The organism is Leucobacter sp. HNU (assembly GCF_047946755.1).
GTDB lineage: Bacteria > Actinomycetota > Actinomycetes > Actinomycetales > Microbacteriaceae > Leucobacter.
In genome coordinates, this window is sequence record NZ_CP178837.1 from 3162039 (window position 1) to 3177876 (window position 15838).

24 protein-coding genes are annotated in these 15838 nt (G+C 64.4%); 18 read left to right on the forward strand and 6 right to left on the reverse strand.

Annotated features, from left to right (window positions below; translation table 11 throughout):
* The first annotated feature begins 2 nt into the window (after positions 1–2).
* From AB3K78_RS15410 to AB3K78_RS15455, 10 genes are all read left to right on the forward strand, one after another.
* A complete protein-coding gene (locus AB3K78_RS15410; protein ID WP_416444695.1) occupies positions 3–788 on the forward strand; it encodes a ParB N-terminal domain-containing protein in 786 nt (261 codons plus the stop codon).
* A complete protein-coding gene (locus AB3K78_RS15415; protein WP_416444697.1) occupies positions 766–1224 on the forward strand; it encodes a hypothetical protein in 459 nt (152 codons plus the stop codon). The genes AB3K78_RS15410 and AB3K78_RS15415 overlap by 23 nt, the downstream gene beginning before the upstream one ends.
* Positions 1143–2561: a hypothetical protein gene (locus AB3K78_RS15420; protein ID WP_416444699.1), complete on the forward strand. Its 1419-nt coding sequence runs from the start codon at positions 1143–1145 to the stop codon at positions 2559–2561. The genes AB3K78_RS15415 and AB3K78_RS15420 overlap by 82 nt, the downstream gene beginning before the upstream one ends.
* Before the next feature lie 134 nt (positions 2562–2695).
* On the forward strand, positions 2696–2821 hold the full coding sequence (locus AB3K78_RS15425; RefSeq protein WP_416444701.1) for a hypothetical protein: 126 nt from the start codon (positions 2696–2698) through the stop codon (positions 2819–2821).
* Positions 2818–3078 (forward strand): hypothetical protein, encoded by a 261-nt coding sequence (locus tag AB3K78_RS15430; RefSeq protein ID WP_416444703.1) that lies wholly within the window; start codon positions 2818–2820, stop codon positions 3076–3078. Before AB3K78_RS15425 ends, AB3K78_RS15430 begins: the two co-directional genes overlap by 4 nt.
* On the forward strand, positions 3078–3335 hold the full coding sequence (locus tag AB3K78_RS15435; protein ID WP_416444705.1) for a hypothetical protein: 258 nt from the start codon (positions 3078–3080) through the stop codon (positions 3333–3335). The genes AB3K78_RS15430 and AB3K78_RS15435 overlap by 1 nt, the downstream gene beginning before the upstream one ends.
* Positions 3332–3535: a hypothetical protein gene (locus AB3K78_RS15440; protein ID WP_416444707.1), complete on the forward strand. Its 204-nt coding sequence runs from the start codon at positions 3332–3334 to the stop codon at positions 3533–3535. Before AB3K78_RS15435 ends, AB3K78_RS15440 begins: the two co-directional genes overlap by 4 nt.
* A gap of 58 nt (positions 3536–3593) precedes the next feature.
* Positions 3594–3854: a hypothetical protein gene (locus tag AB3K78_RS15445; RefSeq protein WP_416444709.1), complete on the forward strand. Its 261-nt coding sequence runs from the start codon at positions 3594–3596 to the stop codon at positions 3852–3854.
* A gap of 14 nt (positions 3855–3868) precedes the next feature.
* Complete coding sequence (locus AB3K78_RS15450; protein ID WP_416444711.1) at positions 3869–4420, forward strand: hypothetical protein; 552 nt, start codon at positions 3869–3871, stop codon at positions 4418–4420.
* 69 nt (positions 4421–4489) lie between these two features.
* A complete protein-coding gene (locus AB3K78_RS15455; protein ID WP_416444713.1) occupies positions 4490–5071 on the forward strand; it encodes a DUF4145 domain-containing protein in 582 nt (193 codons plus the stop codon).
* A gap of 106 nt (positions 5072–5177) precedes the next feature.
* Here the strand turns inward: AB3K78_RS15455 and AB3K78_RS15460 are convergent, their stop codons facing one another.
* Positions 5178–5417 carry a hypothetical protein gene (locus AB3K78_RS15460; RefSeq protein WP_416444714.1) on the reverse strand — a complete coding sequence of 80 codons (240 nt, stop codon included), beginning with the start codon at positions 5415–5417 and terminating at the stop codon, positions 5178–5180.
* Positions 5418–5659: 242 nt separating this feature from the next.
* Here AB3K78_RS15460 and AB3K78_RS15465 point away from each other — a divergent pair, with 242 nt between their 5' ends.
* The 3 genes from AB3K78_RS15465 to AB3K78_RS15475 all read left to right on the forward strand — a co-directional run bounded on the left by AB3K78_RS15465 (position 5660) and on the right by AB3K78_RS15475 (position 9288).
* On the forward strand, positions 5660–6028 hold the full coding sequence (locus AB3K78_RS15465; protein WP_416444716.1) for a hypothetical protein: 369 nt from the start codon (positions 5660–5662) through the stop codon (positions 6026–6028).
* Positions 6021–6515 carry a hypothetical protein gene (locus AB3K78_RS15470; RefSeq protein ID WP_416444718.1) on the forward strand — a complete coding sequence of 165 codons (495 nt, stop codon included), beginning with the start codon at positions 6021–6023 and terminating at the stop codon, positions 6513–6515. Before AB3K78_RS15465 ends, AB3K78_RS15470 begins: the two co-directional genes overlap by 8 nt.
* Before the next feature lie 61 nt (positions 6516–6576).
* Entirely contained in the window at positions 6577–9288 is a 2712-nt protein-coding gene (locus tag AB3K78_RS15475) for a phage tail tape measure protein (protein ID WP_416444720.1), read from the forward strand.
* Positions 9289–9352: 64 nt separating this feature from the next.
* Here the strand turns inward: AB3K78_RS15475 and AB3K78_RS15480 are convergent, their stop codons facing one another.
* Positions 9353–9835 carry a hypothetical protein gene (locus AB3K78_RS15480; RefSeq protein WP_416444722.1) on the reverse strand — a complete coding sequence of 161 codons (483 nt, stop codon included), beginning with the start codon at positions 9833–9835 and terminating at the stop codon, positions 9353–9355.
* 659 nt (positions 9836–10494) lie between these two features.
* Here AB3K78_RS15480 and AB3K78_RS15485 point away from each other — a divergent pair.
* Positions 10495–10794: a hypothetical protein gene (locus AB3K78_RS15485; RefSeq protein ID WP_416444724.1), complete on the forward strand. Its 300-nt coding sequence runs from the start codon at positions 10495–10497 to the stop codon at positions 10792–10794.
* Between the two features lie 88 nt (positions 10795–10882).
* Here AB3K78_RS15485 and AB3K78_RS15490 read toward each other — a convergent pair whose 3' ends face one another.
* On the reverse strand, positions 10883–11101 hold the full coding sequence (locus tag AB3K78_RS15490; protein WP_416444726.1) for a hypothetical protein: 219 nt from the start codon (positions 11099–11101) through the stop codon (positions 10883–10885).
* 47 nt (positions 11102–11148) lie between these two features.
* Here AB3K78_RS15490 and AB3K78_RS15495 point away from each other — a divergent pair, with 47 nt between their 5' ends.
* Positions 11149–11745 carry a hypothetical protein gene (locus AB3K78_RS15495; RefSeq protein ID WP_416444728.1) on the forward strand — a complete coding sequence of 199 codons (597 nt, stop codon included), beginning with the start codon at positions 11149–11151 and terminating at the stop codon, positions 11743–11745.
* A gap of 254 nt (positions 11746–11999) precedes the next feature.
* On the opposite strand, the gene AB3K78_RS15500 is transcribed toward AB3K78_RS15495, so the two are convergent.
* Together AB3K78_RS15500 and AB3K78_RS15505 are read right to left on the reverse strand one after the other, a co-directional pair.
* On the reverse strand, positions 12000–12455 hold the full coding sequence (locus AB3K78_RS15500; protein ID WP_416444730.1) for an ImmA/IrrE family metallo-endopeptidase: 456 nt from the start codon (positions 12453–12455) through the stop codon (positions 12000–12002).
* Positions 12455–12979 carry a helix-turn-helix domain-containing protein gene (locus tag AB3K78_RS15505; protein ID WP_416444732.1) on the reverse strand — a complete coding sequence of 175 codons (525 nt, stop codon included), beginning with the start codon at positions 12977–12979 and terminating at the stop codon, positions 12455–12457. The genes AB3K78_RS15500 and AB3K78_RS15505 overlap by 1 nt, the downstream gene beginning before the upstream one ends.
* 68 nt (positions 12980–13047) lie before the next feature.
* Between AB3K78_RS15505 and AB3K78_RS15510 the strand changes: the two genes are divergently transcribed.
* Positions 13048–13296: a helix-turn-helix domain-containing protein gene (locus AB3K78_RS15510; RefSeq protein WP_416444734.1), complete on the forward strand. Its 249-nt coding sequence runs from the start codon at positions 13048–13050 to the stop codon at positions 13294–13296.
* Between the two features lie 518 nt (positions 13297–13814).
* On the opposite strand, the gene AB3K78_RS15515 is transcribed toward AB3K78_RS15510, so the two are convergent.
* Positions 13815–14039, reverse strand: a complete 225-nt coding sequence (locus AB3K78_RS15515) for an acyl-CoA carboxylase epsilon subunit (RefSeq protein ID WP_416447383.1) — start codon at positions 14037–14039, stop codon at positions 13815–13817.
* Between the two features lie 329 nt (positions 14040–14368).
* Here AB3K78_RS15515 and AB3K78_RS15520 point away from each other — a divergent pair, with 329 nt between their 5' ends.
* Both AB3K78_RS15520 and AB3K78_RS15525 read left to right on the forward strand, forming a co-directional pair.
* Positions 14369–15043 (forward strand): hypothetical protein, encoded by a 675-nt coding sequence (locus tag AB3K78_RS15520; protein WP_416444736.1) that lies wholly within the window; start codon positions 14369–14371, stop codon positions 15041–15043.
* Positions 15044–15412: 369 nt separating this feature from the next.
* On the forward strand, positions 15413–15832 hold the full coding sequence (locus AB3K78_RS15525) for a hypothetical protein (protein ID WP_416444738.1): 420 nt from the start codon (positions 15413–15415) through the stop codon (positions 15830–15832).
* The last annotated feature ends 6 nt before the right edge of the window (positions 15833–15838 follow it).

A 15838-nucleotide genomic window follows, 5' to 3' on the forward strand; every position in this document is an offset into this window, starting at 1 on the left:
CCATGAGTGACCTACAGTTCATGCCGGACCAGACCCCGGAAGCCCTCGCCGTCCTCCGCGCCGACATCCTCGAGCACGGCATACAGGTCCCCGTTGTCAAAGACCAGCACGGCCGAATCCTCGACGGCAACAACCGTGCCGCGATCGCAGACCAGCTCGGCATCGACTATCCCGTCGAGGTCGTACATGTCGCCGACGATGAGGAAGCAGAGGATCGTGCGATCTCACTCAACCTGAAGAGGCGTAGCATCAGCCAGGCTCAGATGCGCGAACTCATCGCAGATCAGATTGACCGCCATCCGGATATGTCGGATCGGGCGATTGCGAAGCGCCTGGGGTGCTCTCACCCCACCGTGGCTTCGGTCCGCAAAGGTGGTAAATCTTTCCACCCTGATGCCGCCGAACTAGAGGATGCCCGCGCTCGAGCCGAGCGAGTCGTCACCGCGATGAGCGGCTTCCACGAGAACATCGTCGGCGTCGTCTACTGGCTCATGTCGAACGGCGTCGAACAGATCCGCATCATCAGAGCGCTCCGCAACGGCAAGAAGATGATGACCCAGCACGAACCGGTAGAGCTTTGGTCCGTGCTCGCCTCCCATTGCTATGAGACCTTCATTGACATGGTGCTGGACGAAGCCGTGGTCGCCGAAACCTATGTTCAGGCCGAAGGGCCGGCCTTCCTGCCGTTGGAGGAAGAGTTCGTCCTGGAGACGCTAGCGCGGCTTGCGGACCCCTTCGCATCAGACATCAGCACAAGGCTGGCCGATGGTCCGCCGCAGGATCTCTGACGCAGCCGAACGCACGCTCGAAGCCTGGCTCGACCAGGTCACGAAGGGGCAGCTCCACATCGCGGAGCTGCCCCTCTGCGTATCCGCATGGTTCTTCGCCGGCTACGCAGACGGGCGTGCATCGCGGCAGCACGAGATCGACCGGCTCGAACACCAGCTCGACGGGCTCTGGGCGCGCGCATTCCTCAAACCAGACGAGCGACGCGAACGCATCCTCCGACGACTTGACCAGGGACTCACCAACGCCACTGAGGAGCAGTGGCAACAGATCGAACACGACCTCGCCGCGATCATGCGATCGCGACAAGCCGAGGTGATTGGGGCCGGACCTGAACCGGCAGAACGGAGGCAGGAATGCCAGCAGACGACGAAGGATTCTGGGCCGCACGCCCCGAGCTCGCGGCAGTCAAGCAGTGGGCACAGGCGCGCCGCGTAGCCCCTTGGGCGGTGCTGGGCGTCGTGCTCGCCAGGGTCATCACCCACACGCCCTGTGACGTGCAGCTCCCGGCGATTGTCGGCGGGCCAGGGTCCCTCAACATCTTCGTTGGCCTCGTTGCCAGATCGGGCGGCGGGAAAGGGGCAGCGATCGCAGTCGGCAGCGAAGCGCTCGAGATCGGCCCGAGCATCCTCCGGGTCGCCCGTGCCAACCTCGGGTCCGGCGAAGGCATCTCGGCCGCGTTCGTCGGCCGGGAGAAGACGGAGGACGGAAGCGAGATCACGCAGCACACCGATAGCGTCCTGTTCGAGGTCGCGGAGGTCGACACCTTCGGTGCGGTCTCGGGTCGGACAGGGTCAACCCTCATGCCGGAGATCCGGAAGCTCTGGTCGGGGGAAGCGCTCGGGTTCCAGAATCGGGACTCGGCACGCACCCTCCCAGTCGAGGCGCACAGCTACCGGGCAGCGATGATCGTCGGCGTGCAGCCCACCAGGTCCGGCGCGCTCCTGGGCGATGCGGACGGTGGCACCCCGCAGCGGTTCCTCTGGATGCCCGCCACGGATCCGTCCGCGCCGAACAAGGCGCCGGCACCGCCCGAACCGATCCGATGGTCACTGCCCGGCGAAGACCAGATGCCGACAGTGTCCGGTCGACGGATCATGCAGGTGTGCGATGCCGCATGGGACGCGATCGACGGCGCCCAGATCGCTCGCCTGCGTGGTGAAGGAGATGCGCTCGACGGTCACGCCCTGTTCAGTCGCCTGAAGGTGGCTGCTGCACTCGCGCTGCTCGACGGTCGCGGCGGGGTAGCTGCGGACGACTGGGATCTCGCGGGAATCGTGATGCGGGTCTCGAACCTCACCAGGCAGGCATGCGGCGGCGCTCTCCGCGATGCGGCAGCGAAGGTGAACGAAGCCCGAGCCGAGGCGCGTGCCGAGGCCGCAGTCGTCACCGCAGACCATGCCGAGGTCGTTGCACTCGGGAAGACGAAAGATCGCATCCTCGCCAAGGTCACCGCCGATTGGGTGGGCGCCGCTTTGGTCCGCAAGAACCTATCGACGAAGCTACGCCCATACTTCGACCAGGCAGTGGAAGAGCTTGTGGGCGAACGCGTCATGGAGGCCAAGTTCGACAAGTACCAGGGGCAGTCGAGGGTTCGATACCGGTTGCTCACATCGGCAGTGGTGGCAGATTCGCCACCGCTGTCCGCCAGCCCTGATTCTCCGCGGAATCATGCGGATTTGAGCGCTGGCAACACAGTGGTGGCAGAAACGCCACCCCTACCGCATAGTGTCCACCCCTCAGCGGGAGACCCCGGACAGGAGGCCAGCGCATGAACCCAGCAACCGAGATCACGACCTCGGGACCCCAGGAACCCGAGGTTGGTCCGGCCTCTGTGAGGCGCAGGCGCTACCGAGTGCAAGCGCGACCAGCTGAGTGGGGCAACGCGGACGGCACTACCAGCCCGCTCGTGAAGCTCTACGGCGGCACCCGGGCACCAATCGCTGTCGACTACAGCGAGATCCCGCGCCTGATCGCCGAACTCGCCGAACTCCTCCACGAGCACCAACGAACCTCCCGAAAGGAGGAAGTATGAAGACCTACAAGAACCACCGCTGCAACCGACAGCACCGCACCCCGGCCACGTTCCTGCGCTGCGCCCTGCCCACCGCAGCATGGATCCACGGGCACGGCGCCTACGCGTTGATCGCCTGGTGCAACGTGCCCACGATCACGCTCTACGAGACGCCCGAGACCGCGGAGGAACCGAAGCGCGTAATCGACAGCAGCGCCTGCGGTCATCGCTGCAAGAGGCGGCACGAGATCGTCCGCGTCGACATCGGGAGCCGCTGATGCACATGAACCCCGCCGCGAAGCCCGCATGGGACCGCCTCGCTGAAGCGCTCATGGAAACCAGCCCAGACTGCGAGGGAGACGACCGGTACATCACCGACATCAACACCGCGGACGACAAGCGCGTCATGTGGGAGATGTGCTCCGCCTGCCCGCTGCTCGCGCTCTGCGTCGACTACGCCACCACCGAGCGCCCCAAGGGTGGATGGTGGCCCGGACACAACCTCAAACCCTCGACCAGGAAAGAAGCCGCATGACCATCAGACACTTCGCGAAACCACGCGCCTACCGCGAACTATGGAGACGCAACGGCGATGAAGTCCCAGCGATCCGCATCCAGGCCGCCAACTGCTTCATCATCATCGACTACCAGCACGCCCGCGCACTCGTCGACAGAATCCACGACCTCTGCGACGAACACGAACGGCAGCTACGCGAAGCCCCGCCGACGCCCTGAATCACCCGAGCCCCGAGCAACACTGCCGGGGCTTTTGCATATCCAGAAGGAGAACACCATGACCGACAGCAACAACACCCGCACCTGGGGTGAGTACTTCGATGAGGTCGACGCTGAACTCGCTGACCTCCACGCCAAGGAGCAGCCCGAGCTGACCGAGGAGGAGAAGCGCTACCAGGCGCGCAAGGAAGCCAACGACCTTGCCAACACGCTCACCCTCGACCCGCTCGGAAACGGCTTTCGAAAGCAGTACGTGCGCGCCGACCCGCTCGCCCCCGATGCCAGCGCCAGCGACTTCGCAGCCCGACTCCGCGTCTGAACGAAAGGAACAACATGACCATCAAGCTCACCAACTCGGCAGCGATCGAACTCGAAACCGAGTACGCCGAAAGCCTGGCCGAGAAGAAGCGAGAGGAGATCGAATATCTCGAGTTCGCGAAGGACCCGGCCCGGAAGGAACGCCCCTACTACAGCCTCACGGAAATCCGGGAGAGCATCGAAATCCTGGGGCTCAAGCACGCCGAAGCCAAAAAGCTAGCCGACGCTGAACGCGCCAAGTTGCCGTCCGCGGAGACCGCCCGCAAGATCATCGCCGAGACTACGAAGGCGCTCGCTGAGAAGCAGGCAGTGCAGCGTGAGGCCGCGGTCAATGCGCGAACAGCAATCGAACAGCTCGAAGCGGCAACAACTGCTGCGCGGGAATGCTTGGACGCGGGGATCGCACAGCTTGCCGCAGCCGGCATTCCCCACGAAGGCGTAGAGCTCGACGGGGAGCCGGTGACGTGGGGCGCCGATGGGGCGCTCGAAGCCGGAGAAACCCACCTGCGAGTGCTTGGCATCCCGCTGTACGTCGAGTGGGACGGCCGGGTCTTTACGGAGAACTAAACGAGACCGGGCGGCATCCTGCAAAGGGTGCCGCCCCTCACCGGGAAAGGAATAGGGCAAGATGAACACATGCTCGCTCATCGCTGCGCCTTCTGCGGAAACCAGACCCACTTCACCGCAAGACATGGGCGGTACGGAGAAGTGGTCGGCACCGACGCAAAAGGCTACAAAACTTACAACGCTGAAGTCGCGTCGACATGCGATGCCTGTCAGCGATTCAATATCGCCAAAGGCGTCGTCGCTCCCGAGTCCTCAACCTCGCTCATCGCGGGAAGCGAGATCAGCGTCGGACTCACAAAAGTGGCGGAACATATGACCGATATCACATGGTCACCACCCTCGATGGTCGCGGCAGACATCGAGTACATCCCTGAGGAGATCGCTGGCTTCTATCAGGAGGCGCACGATGCGTTCAGTATCGGTGCCTACCGAGCAGTCCTACTTCTCTCACGCAGCGTCATCGAAGCCACGGCGAAAATGAAAGACGTCGGCGGGTCTAACCTCGTCAAGAAGATAGACAACCTCCACGAAGAAGGGCACATTCGTAGAGGCGTCAAACAGGTGGCACACGCGATCAGACACCTCGGGAATGACATCGCGCACGGTGATCTCACGGACCCCCGACCTCAGAAGATGCGGCTGATGTCCTGAAGCTTGCTCGCATGATCCTTGACGATGTCTACGTCGCAGACGCCGTTCGAGTCGACATCCTCAACAGGAGAGGAAAGCCGATCGACTAAGGTCTCTGCCGATCGACCTAGAACTTGATGTCGAACCGGAAGGGAGCGTCTGCGACGACAGCAGATGCATACCCAGAGAGGTCACGCTTCGGAAGCTCAAGGCCGATCGAGGCGAACAGTCGTTCCGCCAGCCGCATCACTTGCGTCTCATCTCGACCCTGGCTTCTGCGTCGAATCTCCCTGTCAGCACGCGCAATCTCAGACTCGACCTTGCGCTTGATCCGATAGCGGTCAGCGCTACTCAACTTGATATCCATGATTCCACCCTAGGAATCACCACCGACATCGACGCCCGCAGACGCACCCCCGAGACCCACCCCGGCAGCATCACCTGACCCACCGGGGGCCTCCCCCTCGAAGACGACAAAGGACCGACGGGGCTAGCAAAGTCGGATTTGCATGCGAAAAGTTCATTTTTTTCGGTCGCGAATGCCGCTGGAGGGCAGTCGTGGCCAAGGGGGTCGTTTCTAACGACACCCTTAATCGAGAGGAGGCCTACATGGCTGCAGATGATGAGTTTGACGAGATCGTGAAGGGCTTGCCGGAGTTGCTCGCCCAGGACCCCGAGATGGTGACGGTGAAGCGTGGCGAACACGTTGCCTCGATGCCCCTCAAAGAGTGGACCGAGGCGGGTGACGCGATCGGGGCAGCGTTGCTTGAGGGCCGGGATTTCCTCCCCGAGTGGGGCAGGATTCTCGATCAACCGCAGGTTATGAAGCTCTATACCGCTGAGTACGCATACCGGTACGTGACGCAGCGCGCTTTCTGGATGGAGCCTATGCAGGGAGTCATGGCCTTGGAAAGGGCGGGCCGGTTCCTCTACTTCGCGGCGTCTCACCGGCTGGAAGGAGACCCTGGCGATGTTTGATTTCTCGGAGCTGATGAAGCTTGCGGCGGACCTGGAGAAAGTGCCGGAGAACTCTGGCAAGTGGTTACGGAAAGCTGTGGAGGTGTCCGCCCGGAATGTGAAGGACACGGCTATCGAGAAGGTTCGGTCTCGCACCTACTTCAGCGGGGCGGCGCGGGCCATCGACTACGAGGTTCAGGCTGGCGGTTCGAATGTCCGGTCGCTGTTGGGTGGTGGGAGCAACGAGCTCACGGCCGAGATTGGCTATAACAAGGATCGACCGGGTTCCGCGTTCGGGCATATGGCCGAGTTCGGTGCGCCCCGGGCCAGGGCGTTCAAGACAGTGATGCGGGGCGGAGAGCTGGTCGATGTTCCCGTGAAGGGGAAGCCGCCGCGTCCGCTCCCGCCAGGCGGCGAGCTACAGGCCGCCTTGCACGAGAACGAGGGCGATTTCGTGGCCGGTATCGAAGCCGCGATCGACGACGCGCTGAAGGAATCCGGCTTGTGACGCCGGAACAAGAACGACTACCGACCCCGCCTGAGCACGGGGTCTATTCATAGGAGGACTCATGGGAGTCAGGAACACAAAAGTTGAGCTGTCGCTCCAGGTGAAGAACTACCTGGACGGCATGGAGAAAGTCGCGCAGCAGACACGCGAGGCCGGCTCAGAGATGGAGAAGCTGGATCAGCATAAGGAGGCGTTCAACCGGGTTGGTATGGCTGCGATGGCGTTCGGCGCTGCGTCTGCGGCCGGCGTCACTCTGGCTGTGTCGAAGTGGGCGGACTTCGAGCAAGCGATGTCTGCCGTGCAGGCAGCGACCGGGGAGTCCGAGAGCGGCATGGAGAAGCTGTCGCAGGCCGCGCTGGATGCGGGCGCCAGGACAGTGTTCTCGGCGGAGGAATCCGCGAACGCGATCGAAGAGCTCGCGAAGGCCGGCGTCTCGACCGCCGACATTCTGAATGGTGGGCTGGACGGGGCGCTCGATCTGGCCGCTGCCGGTGGTCTCGGTGTCGCGGAAGCTGCGGGGATCGCCGCTGTCGCGCTCAAGACGTTCAACCTGAACGGTGAGGACATGGCCCACGTCGCTGACCTGCTGGCGGCTGGCGCAGGCAAGGCGATGGGCGATGTGACAGATCTGTCGATGGCGCTGAATCAGTCGTCGATGGTCGCGCACGCGACGGGCCTCTCGATCGAGGAAACGACCGGCGCCCTGTCCGCGTTCGCATCGCAGGGTCTGCTCGGTTCTGATGCGGGGACGTCGTTCAAGTCGATGCTGCAGTCGCTCACTCCGACCTCGAAGGAGGCGGAGAACACGATGAAGGATCTCGGGATCTCGGCGTACGACCAGCAGGGGAACTTTGTCGGTTTGGCGAAGTTCGCTGGGGTCCTGCAGAACGGCCTCAAGGATCTGACGGTGGAGCAGCAGCAGGCCGCCCTGAAGACCATCTTCGGCAGTGACGCGATCCGCGCGGCAACGGTCTTGTACTCGGAGGGCGAGGCGGGGATTCAGAGGTGGATCGACGCGGTCAACGATCAGGGGTTCGCGGCCGAGCAAGCGCGCGCACGACTCGACAACCTGAAGGGCGACCTCGAGGGACTGTCTGGCGCGATCGACACGGCACTGATCCAGACGGGATCTGCCGCGAACGACGTGCTGCGGGCGATGGTGCAGGCTGTGACGGCTGCGGTCGACGCGTACAACGATCTGCCCGCGCCGCTGCAGGGCGTGACCCTGGGCGCCGGTTTGCTGGCTGCCGCGGTCGGCCTTGTCGGAGGTGGGCTGATGCTCGCTATCCCGAAGATCGCTGAGTTCAAGTTGGCGCTGTCGACGCTCGGGGTGACCGCGTCATCGGCCGCGACCGGGGTGGGAAATGTGATCCGGTTCCTGACGGGACCGTGGGGGCTCGCGATCACCGCGGCTGCCGCGGTCGCCGCTCTGCTGGTGTCGGAGAACGCGAAGCTGTCTTCGCAGGCGAAGGAGCTCGCAGACACGCTCGACGGTGCGACGGGCGCCATCACGGAGAACTCGCAGGCGTGGGCAGCGAATCAACTGCAGTCCGAGGGGGTCCTGTCGCGGGCGAAGCGGCTCGGGATCTCCGCGAAGGACATGACCGACGCTTGGCTGGGGAACGCCAGCGCACTCGAACGGGTCAACGGCCAGTTGGACAGGTGGACGAAGGACAGCGACTTCCGCATGGAGAACGCGGACTGGAAGGAATGGTCCGATGACCTCGCAACTGTCCGGTACACGTTGGACGGGTCGAATACCGTCCTGAAGGAGGCGAAGGACCGGCATGACGAACTGAAGGAGGCCACGGGCGGGTCCGGTGACGCTGCGGCGGATGCTGCAGGTCAGGTCGATACCCAGAAGGACGCTCTCGCTGCGCTGAATGATCAGGCTCAGGCGGCTTCTGATGCGATGGATGATCTGAAGAAGCAGATCGAGGGACTGGGGCAGACCACCCTCGACACCCGTGAGGCTAACCGCAATCTGGAGGCGTCCTACGATGCGCTGAACGATGTGATCGAGAAGGGTGGGTACACGCTCGATACGACGACGGAGCAGGGGCGTGCGGTTGAGGGCGCGATCGACAAGGTCGCCGAGTCGGCCACTCGTGCCGCTGCTGCGGTGCTCGAGGAGACCGGCTCGCACGAGAAGATGAACGCGAAGCTTCAAGAGGGCCGCAACAAGCTCATCGACATTGTGCAGCCCTACTTCGCGACCCGTGACGCGGCAGCACAGTATGTGGAGAAGCTGGGGCTGATCAAGCCGGAGAAGGTCACGCAGCTGATCCTCAAGGGCGGCGCCGAGGCGAACGCGCAGATCGACCAGATCGCCCGTGAACGGCTTGCGATGATCAAGCTGCAGATCCAGACCTATGGCGGTGTTGAGGACGCGCAGGGCAACTTCGTGGTCCCTGGTGCTGGTGGCCGGCAGGTGAAGGCTGATGGCGGCATGATCGCCTACGCGAATGGCGGCATCCAGGAGTACGCGAACGGTGGGATCAACCCTGGGATCTACTCGCCGGGCACGCCGATCGTGAAGTTCGCCGAACCCGAGGTGAAGTGGGAGGCGTTCATCTCGGGTAAGCCCGGGAAGGAAGCCCGGAACCGTGAGGTGTGGGTCGAAGCTGGCCGGCGCCTCGGGATCGACGCTACCCCGAGCGTGACGAACAACTACGACTGGACGATCAACCTGCAGTCGACGGGGAACACCCAGTCAGATATCGAGCTGATCGACCGGGAACTGCGAGTGCGAAGGACTCTTGGCGGTTTCTGACGTTCAACAAACAAGCGGCACTGCCGGATTCACTTTGAGTCCGGCAGTGCCGCTTTTGCGTTTCCTAGGACCCCATGCAGCGGAACTCACTGACCCTCATGCTGTTGCCATCGCCGGAAGGATCACTCAGCTTGAGCCGGACCAGCTCCCCGCCTCTCGCTGATGGTGAAGTGCCGTTCGTCCATGCGACAGCTGTGCCATCCCGAAGCACGTCGGCCTTCACGTAGAAGCCCTTTGCGCAGCCGTCGCGGCTCTGGATCTCCAGCGTCGCACAGCTCCCGAAATCGCACTTCGCGGCCGACGCATCATCAGGGGCGAGGAACCGGTAGTAGGTGTCGCCACTCTTCCCTACGGACCATCCGCTAGCTGCCATTTCGCGGTCGAGGTCGCCGCCGGCGTCAGGCGTGGGTGTCCCGTATTTGATTGGGCGATCGTCCTTCGGGGAGAGCGCGTACGCGGCAGCACCGATGCCGGCCACCGCCAGCATCGCCGCAATCACGATGACGATGATGCGGTTCGTCTTCCGCTCGCTGGACTGCTGCTCCATGCGTCAATACTCGCAGGTCGAGTGAGAAGGTTGTGGTCGGAACTGACTAAAACGTCGTGCCATGGTGACCTACTCGGATTTGAGTAGGTTGGCATCTCGTCATTTGTGACGACATGCTCACAAGGGGGCGGCGATTTACCACCCTTTTGCCTAACCGGTCAGAGCCGACGGCGGTCGACCCGCTCGCGTTTGAAACGCGGAGGGGGATGGGGGTGCGAATCACACCCTCACGACAGTGCTGCCAGAACTGATCGCGTTCGGGACGGTCGCATTTCAAATGCGACCCCTCCTGGCCACGCTTCAAGGGTGCGATTTCAAATCCGACCGTTTGGCCCGCTCCGGCCGATCTCGCGTTTCAAACGCGACCTGAGCATCCGCCTGCCGATTGTTCAGCCTTCGTGCGCAAGCACCGTCGAAAGGATGAGGTTAACCATGCCCTGTGCTTCCAGGAGCAGGGAGCTCCACATGCTGGTTCCAGTTCCGGGACTGGCAACGAGGGCGTCCCCTGGAGATGACCTCGTTGCGAGCGGGATCATCTCGGAGCTGAGATCGCACCTTCGTAACACTTCCGTTCCCGGGAGCGGAAGTGTTACGCGGCAGGAATCGCGTGAGATAGCCGCTGAGCTTGCCGGCTTGGTGGCTCGGCGTAGTGTGTGGGCATGGGTGAAGTGATCGGGCTCGGTGACCGGCAGCCGAAGGAACCGCTGCAGCTCGCGATTCAGGGCATGCTGACCGCGACTGGTTCGGCGCGAGGCGATGCTGCAGAGCTGGGGGTCACGGTCGAGGCCTGGCGGAAGGCTGCACGTGCTGCTGGGCGTGAGCTTGGCCGACCCCTGCAGACGGTGGCAAGCGGCACGATCGTGCACGCGGTGTTGAAGGACTGGCCCCGTGATGAGGCTGAGCGGCGCATCCATGACGAGGCGATGTGGGCGGCTCTGGGGTCGATCTCACTGCGCTAGGGCGTGTTGCTCGGGGCTAACCAAGCAATCTCGGCTATCCGACCAGATATTCGGGGATTCCGGATTACCGAGGATATTCGAGTAGCGGTCAGTCGCGCCGCTTAGGCTCGGGCAGTGCAGCGAGGAACTCGTCGGAGAACTGCTTGTATCCCACCTTGTAGAACGAGGTGATCGCCCCGTTCTCGAACTGCGAGCCGACGGCCTCAGCGTATTCGTAGGCCTCGTCGCTCGTGGCGAAGACGCCCAGGACAGTGTTGTCGGGGGTGGTGTCTTGCAGGACGATCCAGACTCCGGGTTCCTCGCTCATGACTGGGAGTCTATACAGATCCCGAGAACTAGTGCGATACTCCTGGAATGAAAACAGTTACCAGGAACTTGTTCGCCGTGCTCGCCGTTGGATCCCTGCTCGCCGGGCTGCCGACCGCCGCTCAAGCCTCCGGCGAACAGGCGAGCCCTACGCCGGTTGAGGTTGTGACAGTCCCGGCTCCCTCAACGCTCACTGATGCCGAGATGGCTGCCCTGTCGCCGGGGTCAGTTTCGTTGGCCGCTCCCGCATCGTCTGGGGCGACCGCGCGCGCAGCGAACCCCTATAAGCCGCTCTGCACTCTTGACATCGGAAATGTCTACAAGCGGACCTCTGGCGACAAGTACAAGTACGGCACTGTTGGCGCGAAGCCTTCGACGAAGTGCACAGGAAATGTGCCTCGCATCGAGCAGAGCACGGCGATCTATCGGAAGACGGCCGGCGGGTGGGCCAAGATCACCGGCGACTTCTTCTCGTTCAGTGCGGGAGTCGCCTCGTTGACGCAGAAGAACATCGAGTACGTCTGCAAGTCGTACTCGAAGAACGACTACAAGGTAGTCACTCTTGGCGCTGTTTGGTATCCGGGCCTGAAGCCCGTCTCTGGTGGCGCGTACGAGATCTCGAACGGGAAGCTCGCCTGCGGTTAGCTTGAATGGCGAAGCCCGCGGCCCACGGGGACATTTCATGGGGCGAACGATGGGGCACCGGCGGTGTAGGTCTGTGGATCTCGGGGTAGGTGACAGATTTTTGGCACCTGCTCTCCGTTGATTTCATGCGCCTCAGGGCTCCCCGGTGCGTCAGCATGTTCCCTAGCCCTCGCGAGTTCGAATCCCTCACCCGCCACCAGCAGAAAAGCCCGGTCAGGATGAAGATCCTGGCCGGGCTTTTTGTGTTTCGGGGGTTATCCGCCTGCGAGTCGACGGGACCACTGACCCGCTCCCATGCGCGGGTGTAGATAGACGACGTCTCCGATGCGCGCCAATCTCTGCTGGTAGACCTCGACCGCGTCCGATACGACTCCGAGGTCGTGGGCCATCGAGGGGACGTGACCCTCGCGGAGCGTCTCGACCTCCCGATACCGCTCCGGGTGGATCAGCTGCATGGCCGCCCACTCGTCGGCGCGGCGCTCCATGCGCGCGTTCGCGTGCCTGAACATGCTCGGAACGTCGCCGTTCAGCGCGTGGCAGGTTTCGTGTCCGAGCTTGAAGGTGTGGAGACGCGGAGCCATGTCCTTCTGCAGGCGGATCAGCTTGAGGTCGTGGTCGTATTCGCCGTCGCGGTCGAGGTGCTCGAGGCCGACGTACTCGACGGTCACCCCGAGCGAGTCGAGGATGTCGAAGAAGACCAGGTCCATCATCACTCGTACTCGCCGTCCTCCCCGCGGTCTGCGGATCGCTTGCTCGCCGCGCGTCGTTCCGACGCGGCCACCTCATCGAAGTCCGATGCCCCCTCATTCTGACCGAAGCGTCCGACAATGAGATTCTCGGACGGTTCTTGCGCCGCGCCTCGGCGTCGGGGCGCGAGGGGGCGAATGATCGCGGACTTCCGGTCGTCCGCGACGTGGCGGGGCTCGCTGAGGGCGACTCCGTGCTCGACGAAGACGAGTCGGCCGGGGAGTGCTCGGTCATGCGACGCGAGGAACTCCTCGGCTTCGCGCAGGATCTCCCAGGAGTCGACGCCGAGCGACCAGCACATGGCATCGAGCTGATCGATGGTGATCGGTTTGACGCCTCGCACCATCTTCGAGAGCTGGGACTGTGAGACCCCCACCGATTCCGCCATCTGGCTCTGGCTGACGCCGTACCGCGCCATGAGCGCACGGAGCTGCCCGGCGACGTGCCTGGTCAGATCGAGCGTGTCGTAGTCGTTCATAGTGCTCATCGTGCCAGATCTGACACTGCAAGTCCACAGGGCTTGATAAAGATTCCTGACGAACTAGAGTAGTTCATATGGACTACACGACACCGAGCGCACGAGCAGCTCGCGCAGTACGTGCACTCCTGCACGACCGGCAGGAGACGCAGGAGCGCCTCTCCGCCGGCACCGGCATCGCGCTCTCGACGCTCAAGCGGCGGATGCTGGGCGCGACCCCGTTCACCATCGACGAGCTCTTCGCGATCGCGCAGTACTTCCGGGTGCCGATCGCGGGGGTGCTCGCCCCGGCGAACGAACGGGGCTCCCCGCCCCCTCGCGGGTAGCGGGAGCGACCGACCGGCATCCGGCCGGGGGTGGCCACTGCATACCCGAAAACGGGCTCTGCACTCTCATCGGTGCGGTCCCACGAACATCGTCTCGCTGAAATCCGATGCCCACCCGGGCCCGGTTCCACAGGTGGAGATGCCGAATAGTCGACCAGGTTCCGGTGAACGCCCCGTGGTGGGGGCGGAGGGGCGCGGCGACGAGAAGTCGCGACGGTAGATCCCGTTGCGCACGACCGATTGGCTTCGCGAGACGCGGAGAACCGAGGCGCCTGGGTCAAGGCGCGTGGCCGCCCGTGGTGGGGCGGAACCGGCACGGGGTCATGTGCGGCCGCGGCGCGAGGGCGGGAATCCGGTTCGAACCCGGACCGTGGCACGGAGGTATCGACATGGATGCACAGGAATGGGAGCGGCGATTCGGCTTCGGGGCCGTGGCGGCGGCCCTGGGTCAGCCGCTCGAAGAGGCGGAGGTGCGGGATGACTGATCAGGAACTCGAGGAGCTCACGGCTCCGCTCCACTACGGCGTGCCCGATGGCCGGGACGGGCTGTTCGACGGGGAGTGGGAGGAGCGCCCGCACCGGTGCGGGAGATGCAACAACCCCACGGGCGTCTTCCACCCGGAGTGCCCGAACCGGAAGGATCCCGCGTGACCGTGCGGATCTGGGGGTGGAGCGAGCCGACTTGCGGCGGTTGCGACGACTGCGACGAGTGCCGCGACCGCGTGCTCGATGCGGCGGAGCAGCGAGCGGAAGCCGCCCGGATCGAGGAGTGGGCGCGATGGCGCTGAGCCCCCGCATTCGAATTACAGAACTGTAGTTCGAGCGGTTTCAACAGGTTATCCACACCGAGTGTGGACAGATGGGGCGGTTTTGCCCCCGGTGTACACAGGGTTATCCACAGGCGTGGAAACCCCGACCGGCCGGACGTGACCGTTAACGCGCCGTTTTGCGCGGGGCTTCGAAGGAATGTTCGACGCGACACGCGGGTGAGGTGATCCGGATTCGAAGATCGGGCCCGCAGCGCGCTCGACAGGGAAGCGGTCACCTCCGGCGGCCGCAGGGAAGGAGAGCGATGGAACGCACCGAACGAGCAGTGGTGCGCCTCTCGCAGGCGCACACCGAGATGACGGAAGCGGGGCCGGTCGAATGGCCGCCGCTCCTGGCCTGGCTGGAACGATCCGTGACCGAGGTCATGGGCAGGACCGGCGAGGGGTCCGGAGGCGGTGGTGTGCCGTTCAACGAGGAGGCGGCCGACCTGCTGGATCGCATCGATTTGCGGTTGGGGCTCCTCGAGGAGGCGCTGGGAGTCGCGGGTCCTCGCAGGCGCGGCCTGGTCGAGCGAGTGCCCGTCGCCTGGGAGCGAGCGAAGCGGGAGCGCGTCTCGGGCCGGGTCGCGGACGGTGCCTGGGCACGAATCTGCGACGAGTTCCCCGCCTGGGTGGCGCGGATCGAGGCGCAGGACGACCGCCCGAGGAAGATCGAACTCACCGTCGCCTGCCCGGAGTGCGGGCAGCGCTGGGTGAACCAGGGAGGCGAGCGGAGGGCGGCGGTCCGGATCGAGTTCGCGGAGGGTGCGGCTCCGGCGGCCGAGTGCGCCGACCCGGAGTGCGGCGCGGCCTGGGTGGGATGGCGATCGATGCGAGCACTCGGCGCGGCTGTCGGGGCTCGCGCCGATCGTGCGGTCCTGCTGGCCTGCGGCATTGATTTTGGTCAGGGTTTGCAATCCGTCGACGATGTGGTACCATAGACGTGGCCCATTCAGTTGCGCCCAAAAACAGCCCCGAGATCGTTCCTCTCGGGGCTTTCGTGTTTCTCGGACGCCGATCCCGGCGTCCGCACGTGCAACTGCTCGGCCCGCGCGTTCATCCCATGACGCGCCTGCCCCGCCCCGGATCCGAGATCCGATATCAGCGGCCATCGCATGCGGACGATACGCGTGCTGCGGACCCGGTGCTCCGGCCCGGGCCGCGGCGGAAGCGCCGGTCGCCGGCTCGACCCGAGCCGGCGACCGGCATCCAGCCAGGGGTGCGCCTGGACCATCAACGCACACCCGCCCTCCGTGCTGCCGCGCTGAGGCTTCAACGCCGGTCTCCGGCTCTACCGAAAGGGCACGACTGTGAGAGTCATCCCCCCGGACCTCGAGCTCTGGCTTGCCGGGCACATCCATGCCGAGGCCGAAGCAGAAGGGCTGGTGCTGCGGATCGTGAACAGCGAGCCGACGCCTCTGTCCCTGCCGCTCGACGCGCCGCTCGTCGTGATCCGCGAAACCGACGGATCCCGCATCGACTGGACGACGTTCGAGCGATCGGTCACCGTGACGGTGCTCGCCGGGGGTCGTGACGATCCCGCGGACGCCAGGAACGTCGCGCGCTGGCTCGCCGGCGTGCTCTTCGACGAAGAACTGCCGTTCGTCGAGGGGACCCCCGTCACGGCCGTCGACTTCGGCGGCTGCCTCGGCCCGGTCGCCGCGACGGAGCCGCTCGACGTCTCGCGTCGCGTGCTCACCGCCCAGTACGTCGTCACCGGCACCTGGTGACGGCTT